This window comes from Nostoc sp. (assembly GCF_036917655.1).
Lineage (GTDB): Bacteria > Cyanobacteriota > Cyanobacteriia > Cyanobacteriales > Nostocaceae > Nostoc.
The window spans coordinates 1-15,843 of sequence record NZ_JBALCY010000040.1 but is presented as its reverse complement, the minus strand read 5'-3'; the positions used below and the strand labels follow the sequence as shown (position 1 = coordinate 15,843).

The following is a 15,843-nucleotide window of genomic DNA, read 5'->3' as shown; positions in this document are numbered from 1 at the left end:
ATGGGTTCCCCAATATAACAAATGGGTTCCCCAATATAACAAATGGGTTCTCCGAAATAACAAATGGGTTCCCCGAAATAACAAATGGGTTCCCCAATATAACAAATGGGTTCCCCAATATAACAAATGGGTTCTCCGAAATAACAAATGGGTTCCCCGAAATAACAAATGGGTTCCCCGATATAACACAACCCAACCTACGAATCAAGGCATTTTTTGATTTGGCAAAGGTATTGTAAATCAGCTATAGCGTTTCCTAATCACATGAGGTACGTCATAGCCCCCTCCTCGCGTGCGGGGAGGGGGTTGGGGGTGGGGTTCTTGTACCTCACTCAACTGAGAACCGCTATATTGTTCAACTGCTGAGTAAACGCTTGATGTTCAACTGAAGTTAGTCCTTTGTTTAATAGGGGGGCTGCCGCCTCAAGACTGGCGGCAGAGCCGCAATGAAAAAGCATTTCAAGTCAGAGGCTGGAAACGAGGTTTTAAAGGGCTTTGAGCTTAAGTTGACACGTATGAGCATTGCTGTACCCCTACGACAGATGTGGTTCAAATACTTAAATATCTGCTGTAAGTTGCATAAAACCAGGGCTAGAGCCGCTTACTACAAGGGAATCATTCTGGAAAAATGAATGACGATTAGCTTATCCAAATAAAAGCCCATCCTGAAGCTTACCCTGTAAGCTTTTTCGTGTTTCATTGGACGCATTACAGCGCAAAAACTGAGCAGATCAATTGATGAGCAGTTGTGGGGCGTTGCTAGATAAGTGCAAAAAGGACATAAACTTTTTGATGGTAAAACTGGCAAAAGAGGTGGTTATGGCTAAATTTCTTTTTGTAACTGACTTAGATGACACCCTCGTGTATCGCACCGTGGGTAATGACGATGCTTTACCAGAACTAAATCAACTGCTAAGTCAACATCGCCAAGAATACGGTACGAAAATCGTTTATTCTACTGGGCGATCGCCTGTACTTTACAAAGAACTCCAAACTCAAAAAAATCTTTTGCAACCAGATGCCCTCGTCCTTTCTGTGGGTACAGAAATTTACCTTGATGGTACTGATACTCCAGACTCAGATTGGTCAGAAATCCTCTCACCGGGATGGGAACGGGAAACTGTATTATCCATTACGAGAAACTACCGTGAGTTAGTTCGGCAACCAGATTCGGAACAACGTCCCTTTAAAGTAAGTTTTTTCCTAGAACAAGATTCATCTGCAAATGTTCTACCACAACTTGAAGCAGAGTTGCAGAAATATAATTTAAATGTAAAGTTAATCTACAGTAGCGGTATTGACCTTGACATTGTACCCTATAGCAGCGATAAAGGTCAGGCAATGCAGTTTTTACGCCAAAAGTGGAAATTTGCAGCAGAACAAACAGTTGTCTGTGGTGATTCAGGTAATGATATTGCTTTATTTGCTGTAGGCAACGAACGGGGAATCATTGTGGGGAATGCCCGAAAAGAGTTACTCCAATGGCATGATGAGTATCCCTCTGACTACCGCTACCTGGCAAAAGGTTTTTGTGCAGGTGGAATTATCGAAGGCTTAAATTATTTTGGTCTCTTGTAATGATTAGTTATCTAAAAGGTATAGTCGCTGGTATCCAAACAATTGGCGCTAATCGCGTGATTCTGACTTTGGAAGTGAATGGCTTGGGGTATGATTTGCAAGTTCCTCAACGCCTAGCAAACCACTTACCAGAGTCGGGAGGAGTGGCGCAAATTTTTACCCATTTCCAAATTCGTGAAGAAGTGCCGTTACTATATGGCTTTGCTTCACCAGCCGAACGAGATTTATTTCGCCAGTTGCTGACTGTCACCGGTATTGGTGCAGCCTTAGCGATCGCACTATTGGACACTCTGGAACTACCAGATTTAGTCCAAGCAATTATCGCTGGCAATACACAAATCTTAATTCAGGCTCCCGGTGTCGGTAAAAAAATCGCTGAACGCATCTGTTTGGAACTGAAAAGCAAATTAGTCGAGTGGCGCAAATCAGCCGGGTTCTTCGTCGCCACAGGTGGCCCAGCACCGGGAATTCTCGAAGAGGTGCAAATGACTCTCTTCGCCTTGGGATATACTGCCCATGAGGTCAGTCACGCCCTGCATGTAGTGAGTGAAGATATCGGACTACCCAAAGATGCCTACGTCGAAGATTGGATTAAACAAGCGATCGCTCACCTCAGCAGCGAACAAGTTTAATTGTCATTTGTCATTGGTCATTTGTCATTTGTCATTTGTCATTAGAAAAACAACTGACATACTCCACTCCTAACTCCTAACTCCCAACTCCCCACTCCCCACTCCCCACTCCCAACTCCCAACTCCCCACTCCCCACTCCCCACTCCCCACTCCCCACTCCCCACTCCCCACTCCCCAAATGCCCACCGACCCTTATGCTTGGCTAGAACAGTCCTTAGCAACAATTCATCGGGCAGACTGGTATCGCTCAGTACAAACAATCCACGGTCGGCCGGGTGCAACGGTGGTTTTAGCTGGACAAGAGGTAATTAATTTTGCCAGCAATGACTATTTGGGACTTGCCGGAGATCAGCGGTTAATAACAGCGGCAACTGCTGCGATCGCAGAATTTGGGACTGGTAGTACTGGTTCTAGATTACTCAGTGGGCATCGCCAATTACACAGAGATTTAGAGGAGGCGATCGCATCTACCAAACAAACAGAAGATGCCTTGGTATTTAGTTCCGGGTATCTAGCCAATTTGGGTACAATTACTGCCTTGGTAGGCAAACGGGATTTAATTTTATCTGACCAATACAATCATTCCAGTCTGAAAAATGGGGCGATTCTCAGCGGTGCAGCAGTTGTGGAATATCCGCACTGTGATATGGCAGTATTAAAAACTCAGTTGAGTCAACAGCGGCAAAACTACCGACGCTGTTTGATTCTTACTGATACTGTCTTCAGCATGGACGGCGATTTATGCCCGTTGCCCGCACTATTGGATCTCGCTGATGACTTTAGCTGTATGCTGCTAGTTGATGAAGCTCATAGCACTGGGGTACTAGGAAAAACTGGCGCTGGGTGTGTGGAACATTTTGGATGTACAGGAAAGCAATTAATTCAAATTGGTACTTTGAGTAAAGCTTTGGGTAGTTTAGGCGGGTATGTAGCGGGAAGTAGCGCCCTAATTGACTTCTTGCAAAACCGCGCACCCACTTGGATTTACACCACTGGGCTTTCGCCTGCTGATACGGCGGCGGCCTTAGCAGCAATCAAGATAGTCCAACAAGAACCGCAACGCCGGGCCCAATTGTGGGAAAATGTACATTACTTGAAAAATTTGCTGCAACAACAGTTACCTAATCTAAAATTGCTGCGATCGGAATCAGCCATATTATGTTTTCAATTGTCCAGTCCCACAGATGCCCTTAAAGCTGGAAAACAGCTAAGAGATGCTGGCATTTTTGCCCCAGCAATTCGTCCCCCCACAGTCCCCACAAGTCGGATCAGAATATCTTTAATGGCAACTCATGAAGCAGCACATATTGAAAAATTGGTAGCAGTGCTGAAAGATATCTGTTAACTCGTAAGTTTCCAAGTACAGCATTTTATTAATTGGTAGTAGATTCTCTGAGTCATCCTACTCTGCGGTAAAGTTTAAATTTTAACCCTCAACGAAGAGGCAGGGGGAAGGCATTCGTGACAACTTAAAGTTACGGTTCACTTGTCAATAAGCAATCATACTTAAAATATTGCCCAAATCTGGCATCTTGTTGCACCACTTACTGTGTGGCCTATTTACCTGAAAATAGCTGTAAGTAAGTGGGCGTCAATATTAAAGGTTTCTAGTAAAGGCTTTAGCCCGGAAAATATGACTGGAGATGATTACTACGAGCCAATTTTAATTAATTTTATATTGCGTAATATAGTTTGATTTATTCTTGCCCACTTACTGATAGCAAGGGTGCATCTCACTCACTTTTGTAAAAATATCCTTAGAGCTAACGAATGGAATTCCCGCACCAGTTGCTTCAAGTTGCGGATTTGTGGCTTTCAATTTTTACAAATCAAACAGGATTGCTATATATAAAAATCACCATAATTTTTTACCTTTCATAGTACATTGTTGAGAAATTAGCTTCTAACAAAAGAGGTTTTTAAAGCTAAATAAAAATCTATCTGTGGATAACTTACTAAAATTTACAAACTAGCTTAGGGTATGTACAGCCTCTGCAATAAGTATTGGTTGTTCCAAGACATTTTCATGCCCCATATTCATTATTCTCAGTTACTGCGTTATGGCATTGTTGTATTAATTGTCGCACTTGCATTAGTGCTAATGTTCATGCTAGACCCCTGGTTAAGCATGAGTGGGACTCCTTTTTTGCTGTTTTATAGCGCTGTAATGGTGAGTGCTTGGTATGGTGGTTTGAAGTCAGGGCTGTTAGCAACTTCCTTGTCTGCGTTACTGAGCGATTACTTCTTTCTCTCCCCAGCTTATGATCTGAGTTTTGACTTACCCAATATTGTGCGAATTGGGTTGTTTGCATTACAAGGATTGCTCTTTAGTCTCCTATGTGATGCATTAAAGACTACTAAAAGACGGGCTGATGGAAATCTCCAAAAGCTGAGAGTTAGTGAGGAGCGATTTCGATTAGCGTTAAGTAGTTCAGATATCGTGGTCTTTCAGCAGGATCGTGATTTGCGATATCAGTGGATTCATAATCCTCAAGGTCTAGACACTGCTGAGGAAACGTTGGGTAAGTCTGATGATGAATTATTTCCAGCTTTAGTAGCAGAGCAATTGCGGGCAATTAAGCTGAAGGTACTAGAGACTGGTGTTGCAACCCGTGAAGAGGTTTATCTGACAATTTCTGGAGAAAACCGTTACTACGATTTGCTGGTTGAACCGCTAAGGGATGTAGACAATAGCATTCAGGGTATTACCTGTGCAGGTGTGAATATTACTGAGCGCAAGCAGGCAGAACTAGAAAAAGCCAGGTTGCATCAGGAACTTCAGCAAGCTGTTCAGCAAAAAGATGAATCTCTGGCGTTGCTTAATACTTGGGTTACTAGTTCACCAGTAGCGCTGGCTTTTCTCGATCCTGAACTTCGCTACGTTCATGTTAATGAAGCGTTGGCAGCTACCAATGGTGTACCGCAAAGTCAACATATTGGTCGCACCTTTAGGGAAGTACTACCGGAATGGGCAGCGCAAATCGAGCCTGTTTTTGAGCAAGTGATGGCAACTAGGCAGCCCTTACTGAACCAGGAAGTTAGCGGTGAAACCTATCCGCCTGGAGTATATCGTTATGGTCTTGTCAGCTATTATCCGGTGTGTTTACCGGATGGGCAGTTATTGGGAGTAGGCATTAGTTCAATTGATATTACTCAACTGAAAAAAACTGAGCAAGCACTGCGAGAAAGCGAAGCGAAGTTTCGCAGCGTGGTTGAGTCAAATATGATTGGTATTGGCTTCTGGGATAGAGACGGCAGCATTACAGAAGCAAACGATGCCTTGCTGAATATGGTGGGTTATACCCGTGAAGAATTAGTTTCTGGAAAACTTAACTGGCAAAATTTGACTCCTACAGAGTACGTGCAACTGGATAAGCAAGCACTGACTCAATTTCAAGACAGCCCCTTTTACACACCCTACGAAAAAGAATATATCCGTAAAGACGGCTCACGCTTACCGATTTTGGCAGGTGGTAGTCATTTTCAAGGGACTGTAGATCGAGGAGCTTTTTTTGTTCTCGATATTACAGAGCGCAAACAGGCTGAGGAAAGACTCCGCTATATCGCCGAAATTAGTAGTGTACTCTCTATTTCGCTAGATTATGAACAAACCCTAGAACAGATCGCCAAAATTTTAGTTCCCCAGCTAGCTGATTGGTGTAGCGTTGACATTTTAAATGAAGATGGTTCCATTCGCCGCCTACCCATTACCCATGCAGACCCATCTAAAACGGAGTTGGCGCGTAAACTTCAGGAGTATGTAATAGATTATAAGGGTGTAAGTGCAATTACTAGAGTACTGCAAACCGGGCAAAGCGAATTAATCTCAGAGGTATCTGACTCGCTATTAGTGGCAAGTACTCAGAATCAGGAACACTTAGAACTTGTTCGGCAATTGGGGATGAAGTCTGTAATGATTGTGCCGTTAATTGCCCAAGGGCAAGTACTTGGCAGCATCAGCTTTGTCACCGCCCAATCAGACCGTCGCTACGATCGCTCTGACCTAACTTTAGCAACAGATATTACCCATCGTGCTGCCTTAGCAATAGAAAATGCCCGACTTTATCGAGATATCCACCAGGCTTTAGTTCATTATGCCGAATCTCTATCTCTTCTAGATGCGCTCTTAGGAGCTGCTCCCGTTGCAGTATGCTTTTTGGATCGGGAACTGCGATATATCCGAATTAATCAAGTTTTCGCTGACATTAATGGTTTGACCATAGAAGAACATCTAGGACGCAAATTTGGGGAAGCGTTGCCAGCAATGGCGACTGAGTTTGAGCTACAGTTACAGCACGTTTTGGATACTGGAGAACCCGTGCTGAATATGGAAATCAGTGGTGAGACAAGGGGGCAACCCAAACGTTACGGCTACTGGCTGGGCAACTATTACCCAGTCAACAACGCAATGGGCGAAACGATCGGAATTGGGATTATTCTGGCAGAAGTGACAGCAGCAAAGCAAACAGAAGGTGCTCTCCGGGAAAGTGAAGAAAGGTTCCGGGCAATGTTCAACCAGGCAACTGTCGGTATTACTCTAGTAGCGTTGGATGGAGGATTTCTGCAAATTAATCCAGCTCTGTGCGAGATTACTGGGTATAGCCATGAAGAGTTAATTCAAATGAACTTCCGGGAAATTACCCACCCTGACGATTTAGAAGTTGATTGCGAGAATGCTCGGCGAGTTTTGGCAAAAGAAATTAGTGGTTATTCCCTAGAGAAGCGCTACATCCGCAAAGATGGTTCCATTGTTTGGGTAAATCTAACTTCATCACCAGTTTGGGATGCTAAAGGACAACTCAAGTATGCATTAGGCATTATTGAGGATATTAGTGAACGCAAACGAGTTGAAACGACACAAAACTTTTTAGTCGAAGCCAGCACCTTACTAGCTGCCTCATTGGATTATGAAATCACCTTGAAAAGTGTGGCTAATCTAGCAGTTCCTACCCTAGCTGACTGGTGTATTGTAGATGTTTTCCAGGAAGATTGGTCAAGTAAACAAATTGCGATCGCAATTGCCGATCCCACAAAACAAAATACTTTAGACGAAATCCGACGGCGTTATCGACCCAAAACCAGAGCCAAACAGCTTGTGCAGCAGCTAAGGCTGGGAATATCTGTATTTTATCCCGAATTATCTGACTCTCATCTTGTCCAGATGGCTGAAGACGATGAACATCTGCAATTGCTGCGAAGCCTGGGTATTCGTTCTCTAATGGTGATTCCAGTTCGTTCCCGTGGGCAATTATTTGGAGCAATCTCTTTTTTTACAGCCGAGTCAGGTCGGCACTACAAACAAACAGACTTAGCTTTAGCAGAGGATATTGCTCGTCGGGCGGCGACAGCCATCGACAACGCCAGACTCTACCAGGAAACTCAACAGGCAAAACAGGCGGCTGAACGGTCTGTCAATCGCACGGTACTTTTACAAAGAATAACTGCTGCCCTCTCGGAAGCCCTAACTCCCCAACAGGTGGCTGATGTGGTGGTGAACCAAGGGATTGCCGCCTTGGAAGCCACAGCTGGTTCTGTTGTCTTACTTGCTCAGGGAGGTACTACCCTGAAAATTGTGCAAGCAATTGGCTATCCGCAATCAGTGATAGATATCTGGGCAAGTTTTCCGATCACTGCGCCTAACCAAATAGCGGAAACAGTCAGAACAAGAGCGCCGATTTTTTTAGAAAATTTAGCAGCAATGATTGCTAAATATCCAAACTTAGCCGATGTTGTGACTCTCACAGGGAATAATGCCTGGGCTTCCATTCCCTTGATAGCAGAAGGGAAAGTAATTGGGGCACTGGGATTAAGCTTTACCACTGAACAAATATTTAACGAAGAATACCGGGCATTTATGTTGACACTGGGACAACAGTGTGGACAAGCGATCGCTCGCGCTCAACTTTACGAAGCCGAAAAGACTGCTAGGGCACAAGCCGAGACAGCCAACCGCATTAAAGATGAATTCCTCGCTGTCCTTTCCCATGAACTCAGAACTCCCTTGAATCCGATTTTAGGGTGGGCAAAGTTACTCAGAACCCGCAAGTTTGACGAAGCAGCTAGAATTCGGGCATTGGAAACAATCGAGCGCAATGCCAAGTTACAAACCCAACTGATTGGAGATTTACTTGATGTTTCGCGGATTTTACAAGGAAAAGTAAGGTTAAATCTCTATGCAGTAGATTTGAAAGTAGCGATCGCATCTGCACTAGAAACGGTGCGTTTAGCAGCAGAAGCCAAGTCAATTGAAATTCAAACGGTCTTGAGTCATGATATCGGCAAAGTTCTGGGCGATGGCGATCGCTTGCAACAAGTGATGTGGAATCTCCTCTCCAATGCCGTTAAATTCACACCCACAGAAGGAAAAGTAGAAGTGCGTCTTGAGCAAGTTGGCTTAGATGCCCAAATTCAGGTGATTGATACAGGTAAGGGAATCAACCCGGAATTTTTGCCCTACGTCTTTGATTACTTCCGACAAGCAGATGCCAAGACAACCAGAGTATTTGGCGGACTGGGATTGGGACTGGCAATTGTGCGTCATTTAGTAGAACTTCACGGTGGTACAGTTCAGGCAGAGAGTCTGGGAGAAGAACAGGGGGCTACCTTTACAGTCAGGCTACCTTTGCTCAAAAATTCTGAGTTACGAGTTGAGAGTGCTGAGGCTTCTGAACCAGAACTCAGTACTGAGGACACATTACTTGCTGGAGTGCAAATCCTGCTTGTGGATGATCAACCTGATGTGCGAGAGTTTTTTAGCTTTGCGCTAGAACAATATGGAGCAACTGTGACGGCAGTTGAATCAGCCGCCCAAGCGCTGGAAACACTAGCCCAGTCAAAGCCAGATATCCTGTTAAGCGATATTGGAATGCCCTTGATGGATGGCTATATGTTGCTGCGCGAGTTGAGAAAATTACCGCCAGAGCAAGGCGGGCAAATTCCAGCGATCGCGTTGACTGCTTATGCTGGAGAAATGAATTATAACCAAGCAATGGCAGCAGGATTTCAAAAACACCTACCTAAACCCGTCGATCCAGTAGAATTAGCTACAGCGATCGTCAATCTTATCGGGCAAAATCAACCTTGAAGGAGACAGGAGGGCTTGGTAATTTATAATGCGTAATTCGTAATTAAAATCAGTGTTAGCTCTGAACTCTCCACTGTCTTATTGACGAATAAATTAAAAAACTTAGTAGGGGCTTGTACCCGTTTTTTAATTACGAATTACGAATTATGAATTACGAATTAGTAGTTATATCATGTCCGCTTGATTGCTTATTAAACTCAGGAGTTCCCCAAAGAGCCAAAGCTATGCTTTGTCTCCCCTCCCGAAGAGCGGGGAGGGGATTAAGGGGAGCCAGTGCGGTCTTCTCCCTTGGCGTCTCCCCAAGTGGAGCATCTGGCGTGTGGGGTGGAATGACTGTGGAAATCGTAACTAATTATGCGAACATGATATTATTTGGTCAACCAATAGGGCGATTACCAGGATTGACTGCATGAATATATTCACTACCCGATCGCGGTCTTCCTCGTTTATAATAAGCCTCTTCTGGTTTACCCCATCCTAGCTGCAAAATCATTTCCAAAAAGCTAGAATTTTCCCACTTGCACAAACTTGCCCATTCTGTTCTTTGAACAATTCTCTCTACATCAGATGTGACAATTTGTTGGTATTGTTTACTATTATTGAAACTCAAGTATAAATCCATCCCCATAGAGACTTCATACCAAAATTCTACGATGGAATTTTTAGCAGCTTTTAATATCTCTAAGTCACTGGGGAGGGCTATTAACTCGGTGTCTACTTCGGGATAGTTCAACTTTTTACCTTTAACTGTTACCTCCCGCCAGATAATACCTGAAACTTGATTTTCTTTCTGATAGTCGTGAATTGCAGCTTTGAAATCTTGATAGGCAGTGAACTGTTGTAGCCCATCAGTTCTGAGAAACTGGTCAATTACGGGATTGCCAGAGACTGTTATTTCTAATTTTAGGCGTTTTCCCTTAAGGCAGGCTTGACGTTCATCTGCCAAAATTTGAATTAGCTCCTGGGTGGTGTAAACCTTTGACATCAGAATACACTCTATATGGACTATAGACTAGAGATTAATTTTCTAAATGGGTTAACACAGATATTTAATTATTATGGTTTGGCGTCGGCAGAAATGTAGTAACAAGCACGAAAAATTAGGGCAGACCAATTTGGTCTACCCGATAAGTTACCTAGCTAACTCACTACTGAACTCATTAAAGGCTCGCCGCTTTAGCTGTGCTGTTTCCGTGCGTGGTAACAAATCAAATATTTTGCGAAATTCATCGTCTATCTCTTCAAAAGCTACTTGACCCTTCTTATTCAAAACTACCTGACCTGATTTATTAAACACTACAACTTGAGGAACACCCCCAGAATAGTAATATCCTGGTTCTGTAGGGTCGTAGCTCTGTTTAGACGGGATAGTATCTACATTAATCGGCATAATCTCTGCTACCCGACCATAGAATTCCTGTACCCGTGAAATGGAAATGGCGTATCTTTTGGAATCGCTGCTGTCATCTATATAAAAAGCCAAAAATATGGGTTTATGTTGCGCTAAAGTCTGAGCCAATGTCTGTCTGGGAGGAACCAATGAACCATTGCCAGCATAAACGACAAAGATGTTGCCATCATATAAATCATTATTAAGACCAGCATAGGCAGGTTGCATACTGATAATGAACAGACTTGCAAGCAACAACAGGCATTTGGACAACCACCTTCGCCAGCCAGTAATTTGTTTATGTAAAAAAAGAAACTTTGTGCTATTCATCAAAAGGAACCTTGCAAGCTACTACTTGTCGTGAGTTTGTGCTGAATTCGGTAAACTGGGCTGGATATGTAATTACGCCCACGCACTATTTTTTAAGATAACGCCTACTGAGATTATCTCTCGCAAGCGGCCAGTACAGCTACGCAAAAGTCAAAACAGAGGTAAAGTAGCGCAACTGCAAGGCTCAACAATCCAAAATCCAAAATCCAAAATCCAAAATCTAAAATTGGTATGGCTGGCTTTTTAAGCTAGGATTCGCTAAACTCACGCATATTAAATTTGCAATTAAATACTTTCAATTAGCAACCGCCAGAAGACTAGGGTATAGATGTGGGAAACAAAATACAATTCATAGATAGGCTGCGATTGGGTTTCGCGGTGTCAATGGCAAAAAGTGTGACGTTTATAGTGCAATTTTTGCGTGTAGGTGCTGCTAGTGTATTACCAGGCGCGATCGCTCGTCGCATTGAACCCCGACTTTTACAATTATTGAGTCAGCAAGTTAAAAACGGGGTGATTTTAATTGCTGGTACTAACGGCAAAACCACTACAGCGCTGCTTTTATGCACCATCTTAGAACGCAAGGGTTATCGCGTTGCTCATAATTCTACAGGTGCAAATCTGGAAAATGGTTTGATGACGGCGCTGTTGGAAAGCACCAACTTACTAGGTACACTAGATGTTGATTACGCCATTTTGGAAGTTGATGAAAATATTGTACCAAGAGTATTAACACCACTCCAGCCGCGAATTATTCTCTGTTTAAACTTGTTCCGCGACCAACTCGATAGGTACGGGGAAGTAGACACAATTAGTAAGCGTTGGACAAAAGTTATTTCTACCCTACCACCAGAAACAGTAGTAATTCCCAATGCTGATGACCCAACTTTATCTAACCTCGGTCAGCAGTTACCCCAACGGGTGTTATTCTTTGGCTTGAATGAACCAGAACATTATCTAGAAGCTATTCCTCACGCCGTTGATTCTATTTATTGTCCCAAATGTGGACATTCCCTAGATTACAAGGGTGTTTATTTGTCTCATTTGGGAGATTTTACTTGTCCCCAGTGTGGTTTTACTAAAAGTAAACCGACTCTGGAAAGTAGTGAATGGTCGCAGATTCTGGTTGGTTTGTACAACAAATATAATACTTTGGCGGCTGCTACTGCGGCTATTGAGTTGGGAGTTGATGAAGCAACAATCAGAGATACTATTAACAACTTCCAAGCGGCGTTTGGTCGGGCTGAAGATTTAGTAATTAACGGTAAACGAGTGCGGATATTGTTATCAAAAAATCCTGTGGGAACCAATGAAACCATTCGCGTAGTTACTCAAAGCACAGATAAAACCACACTGCTGGTATTGAACGATCGCACGCCAGACGGCACTGATGTATCCTGGATTTGGGACGTGGATACGGAAAAATTAGTCGAACGCGGCGGGACTTTAGTAGTGAGTGGCGATCGCGTCTACGATTTGGCGCTACGTCTACGTTACAGCCAAAAGTCCCCTGAGAGTAACTTAAATTTAATTGTGGAAGAAGATTTGCGACGAGCGATCGCTACTGCATTAGAGCATACACCAGAGAATGAAACTTTGCATATTCTGCCTACCTATTCAGCCATGCTAGAAGTCCGAGAAGTTTTGACTGGGCGGAAAATTCTATAAATTTGTCATTTGTCATTGGTCATTGGGTAACAGTGTTTTCCCAGTCCCCAGTCCCCAGTCCCCAGTCCCCAAAAATATGAGTTCTCAACAATTGGAAATCACAATAGGTTGGCTTTATCCGACGTTAATGAGTACCTATGGCGATCGCGGTAATGTAATTACTATAGAACGTCGCGCTCAGTGGCGGGGATACGATGTTAAAGTGTTACCCCTGGATCAAAATGCCACAGCCGCAGATATTAAAACTGTAGATGTCATAGTTGGTGGTGGCGCACAAGACCGTCAGCAAGAAATTGTGATGCGTGATTTACAGGGTGCGAAAGCTGATGCAATGCGCGAGAAAATTGAAAATGGAACACCGGGAGTATTTACATGTGGTTCACCGCAATTACTGGGACATTATTATGAACCAGGCTTAGGACAAAGGATTGATGGTTTGGGAATACTCGATTTAGTTTCCGTCCATCCTGGTGAAAATACTAAGCGTTGTATTGGTAACTTGGTAATTGAAGTGACAGCTTCACGTCTGGCGCGAGATTTAAAAGAGATGACGGGTAGCACACCGTATTTGGTAGGCTTTGAAAATCACGGTGGACGTACCAAACTAGGGAAAGTGGAAGCTTTGGGACGCGTGGTGTATGGTTTGGGAAATAATGGTGAAGATGGGACAGAAGGAGCATTTTATCAGAATGCGATCGCTACTTATTCCCACGGGCCTTTGTTACCCAAAAATCCTTTTGTCGCCGATTGGTTAATTCAAACAGCATTGCGGCTAAAGTATCAGCAGGAAATTACCTTGCAACCTTTAGATGATAATCTTGCTGTACAAGCGCGGGAAGCGATGTTTAAGCGGTTGAAAGTGAGTTTACCAAGTGTTGCTGCGGCTAAGGTTTAACCTAAGTTTGCTTATTAAGCCTCTTCCCAACACGGGGAGAGGTTTGGAGAGGGGTCAAATTTGACATCAAGCAAGGGGGCAAAGTATGATTCAAGCCTTAGCTAAACAAGTAACATTTGATGAATTTGTCGCCTGGTATCCCGAATCTTTAGACAGGCATTATGAACTACATGATGGGGTAATTGTTGAAATGCCTAAGCCAAGAGGGAAGCACTCAGAGATAGCTGGGTTTATCAATGGTTTTTTGTTTATTGAAATCACCCGTTTGTCTATCCCTTGCTTTATTCCTAAAGAATGCATGATCTAGTCAATTAACACTGATTCAGGTTATGAACCAGATATCATCGTTCTCGATAGACAAGCTGTCAAAAATGAACCACGTTGGAATAAAGAATCTATCATCACGCGGGGTAATTCCGTTAAGTTGGTTGTAGAAGTTGTTTCTACCAATTGGAGCGATGATTATGCCTTGAAGCTAGAAGATTATGAGTCTTTGGGCATTCCTGAATATTGGATTGTAGACTATCTAGGTTTAGGTTGTAGGCGCTTTATTGGCAATCCTAAACAACCAACTATCTCGATTTACCAACTAATTGAAGGTGAGTATCAAGTTAGGCAATTTAGAGGAAGCGATGCCTGCGACAACCCCTCCGGGGAACGCATTCAGTCGCCAGCATTCCCAGAGTTGAATTTAACTGCTGAACAGATTTTTCGGGCTGGAGAAGTCGCGTAAAAAACGGCTAAAGAAGTAAAAAAGTCAATACAACTCATTAATGAGTTACAAACACTCGTGCGCGAGTCTGAAATATTCATCCACAAGGCTCAAATACTAATTTACAAGTTCCAAGTGTTCGTGAGGGAGTCTCAAAGACTCGTCCATGAGTATTTGAGATTTATCGACGAATTACAAAGACTCATTAACCGGCAAAATATCCTCGTGAACCGGCAAAATATACTCGTGAACCGACAAAATATCCTCGTGAACCGGCAAAATATACTCGTGAATCGGCAAAATATACTCGTGAACCGGCAAAATATACTCGTGAACCGGCAAAATATCCTCGTTTACGAGTATCAAAGACTCATTAACGGAGTTCATAGCTCCATTCACGAGTATTAAAGACTCATTGACGGAGTTCGTAGCTCCATTTACGAGTATCAAGGACTAGTTTACAAGCCAATCTGAACCATTATTAATGATAAATTATTTTGAGATTCCGTAAAAATTATTAGCGATCGCGTAGTGTTACACAACATAGTAGATTGCTTTGATATCTTGCAGCCTTCTCAATTAGCAGCCGCGATCGCCTGAAACTCGAACTTCTAGGAAACAATAGCCAAAGCCACTCAAGTAAACTAAAACCTAAGTCTGGAAAGAATTTAGCCCTCTTAAGAGGACTTTCGCTATCAGCCATAAATTTCTAACCTATGGCGGTTGTTGGGATTAGTGCAAAATATTAATAGTTGCAAGATTGTCCAGCCAATCAGGGGCATTACATATAATTTTCATTGACAGGTGAACCTCAGTATGGCAAATACGTCTCAACGTTACCTTAAAAAAATCCAAGAAGCGAAAGAGAAAAAGCTTAAAGAATTAGATTTAACAAATGATTGGCGTACTGATGGCAAAGAAAAATTAACAGAGATTCCTGCTGAAGTGTTTGAACTGGAATGGTTGGAGGTTTTGAATTTAAGCCGCAACCAATTAACGACGCTGCCAGAAGCGATCGCCCAACTGCAACAACTCACTTCCCTGAATTTAACCCACAACCAAATAACGACACTGCCAAAAGCGATCACCCAACTGCAACAACTCACTTCCCTGAATTTAAGCGGCAACCAATTAACGACACTGCCAGAAGCGATCGCCAGTGTGCAACAACTTACCTCCCTGAATTTAAGCAACAACCAATTAAGGAGGCTGCCAGAAGCGCTCGCCAGTTTGCAAGAACTCACCTCCTTGCATTTAAGCTTTAACCAATTAACGACGCTGCCAGAAGCGATCGTCCAACTGCAAAAACTCACCTACCTGAATTTAAGACGCAACCAATTAAGGACGCTGCCAGAAGCGCAACAACTCACCTTCCTGGATTTAAGCCACAACCAATTAAGGACACTGCCAGAAGCGATCACCCGCCTGCAAAAACTCACCTTCCTGGATTTAAGCAACAACCAATTAACGACGCTGCCAGAAGCGCTTGCCAGTCTGCAAGAACTCACCTCCCTGGATTTAAGCTTTAACCAATTAACGACGCTGCCAGAAGC

10 protein-coding genes and 1 pseudogene are annotated in these 15,843 nt (G+C 43.3%); 8 read left to right on the top strand and 3 right to left on the bottom strand.

What is annotated here, in order from left to right:
- Positions 1-819: 819 nt before the first annotated feature.
- The 4 genes from V7K30_RS15685 to V7K30_RS15670 all read left to right on the top strand — a co-directional run bounded on the left by V7K30_RS15685 (position 820) and on the right by V7K30_RS15670 (position 9,295).
- Complete coding sequence (locus V7K30_RS15685; RefSeq protein ID WP_335000682.1) at positions 820-1,578, top strand: sucrose-phosphate phosphatase; 759 nt, start codon at positions 820-822, stop codon at positions 1,576-1,578.
- Complete coding sequence (gene ruvA / locus V7K30_RS15680) at positions 1,578-2,210, top strand: Holliday junction branch migration protein RuvA (RefSeq protein ID WP_335000680.1); 633 nt, start codon at positions 1,578-1,580, stop codon at positions 2,208-2,210. The genes V7K30_RS15685 and ruvA overlap by 1 nt, the downstream gene beginning before the upstream one ends.
- A gap of 179 nt (positions 2,211-2,389) precedes the next feature.
- On the top strand, positions 2,390-3,556 hold the full coding sequence (gene bioF, locus V7K30_RS15675; protein ID WP_335000678.1) for an 8-amino-7-oxononanoate synthase: 1,167 nt from the start codon (positions 2,390-2,392) through the stop codon (positions 3,554-3,556).
- A gap of 681 nt (positions 3,557-4,237) precedes the next feature.
- Complete coding sequence (locus V7K30_RS15670; protein WP_335000676.1) at positions 4,238-9,295, top strand: PAS domain S-box protein; 5,058 nt, start codon at positions 4,238-4,240, stop codon at positions 9,293-9,295.
- A gap of 376 nt (positions 9,296-9,671) precedes the next feature.
- On the opposite strand, the gene V7K30_RS15665 is transcribed toward V7K30_RS15670, so the two are convergent.
- Both V7K30_RS15665 and V7K30_RS15660 read right to left on the bottom strand, forming a co-directional pair.
- Positions 9,672-10,280 carry a hypothetical protein gene (locus tag V7K30_RS15665; protein ID WP_335000674.1) on the bottom strand — a complete coding sequence of 203 codons (609 nt, stop codon included), beginning with the start codon at positions 10,278-10,280 and terminating at the stop codon, positions 9,672-9,674.
- Positions 10,281-10,427: 147 nt separating this feature from the next.
- Complete coding sequence (locus V7K30_RS15660) at positions 10,428-11,015, bottom strand: thylakoid membrane photosystem I accumulation factor (protein ID WP_335000672.1); 588 nt, start codon at positions 11,013-11,015, stop codon at positions 10,428-10,430.
- Between the two features lie 330 nt (positions 11,016-11,345).
- Here V7K30_RS15660 and V7K30_RS15655 point away from each other — a divergent pair, with 330 nt between their 5' ends.
- The 3 genes and pseudogenes from V7K30_RS15655 to V7K30_RS15645 all read left to right on the top strand — a co-directional run bounded on the left by V7K30_RS15655 (position 11,346) and on the right by V7K30_RS15645 (position 14,311).
- Positions 11,346-12,683 (top strand): Mur ligase family protein, encoded by a 1,338-nt coding sequence (locus tag V7K30_RS15655; protein ID WP_335000671.1) that lies wholly within the window; start codon positions 11,346-11,348, stop codon positions 12,681-12,683.
- A gap of 76 nt (positions 12,684-12,759) precedes the next feature.
- Complete coding sequence (locus V7K30_RS15650; protein ID WP_335000669.1) at positions 12,760-13,578, top strand: type 1 glutamine amidotransferase; 819 nt, start codon at positions 12,760-12,762, stop codon at positions 13,576-13,578.
- 85 nt (positions 13,579-13,663) lie between these two features.
- A pseudogene (locus tag V7K30_RS15645) lies at positions 13,664-14,311 on the top strand (Uma2 family endonuclease).
- A 496-nt stretch (positions 14,312-14,807) separates the two neighbouring features.
- Here the strand turns inward: V7K30_RS15645 and V7K30_RS15640 are convergent.
- Complete coding sequence (locus tag V7K30_RS15640) at positions 14,808-14,993, bottom strand: hypothetical protein (protein WP_335000667.1); 186 nt, start codon at positions 14,991-14,993, stop codon at positions 14,808-14,810.
- Between the two features lie 113 nt (positions 14,994-15,106).
- Here V7K30_RS15640 and V7K30_RS15635 point away from each other — a divergent pair.
- Positions 15,107-15,843, top strand: a 737-nt coding sequence (locus V7K30_RS15635; protein ID WP_335000665.1) for a leucine-rich repeat domain-containing protein, incomplete at its 3' end; no start/stop codon positions are given.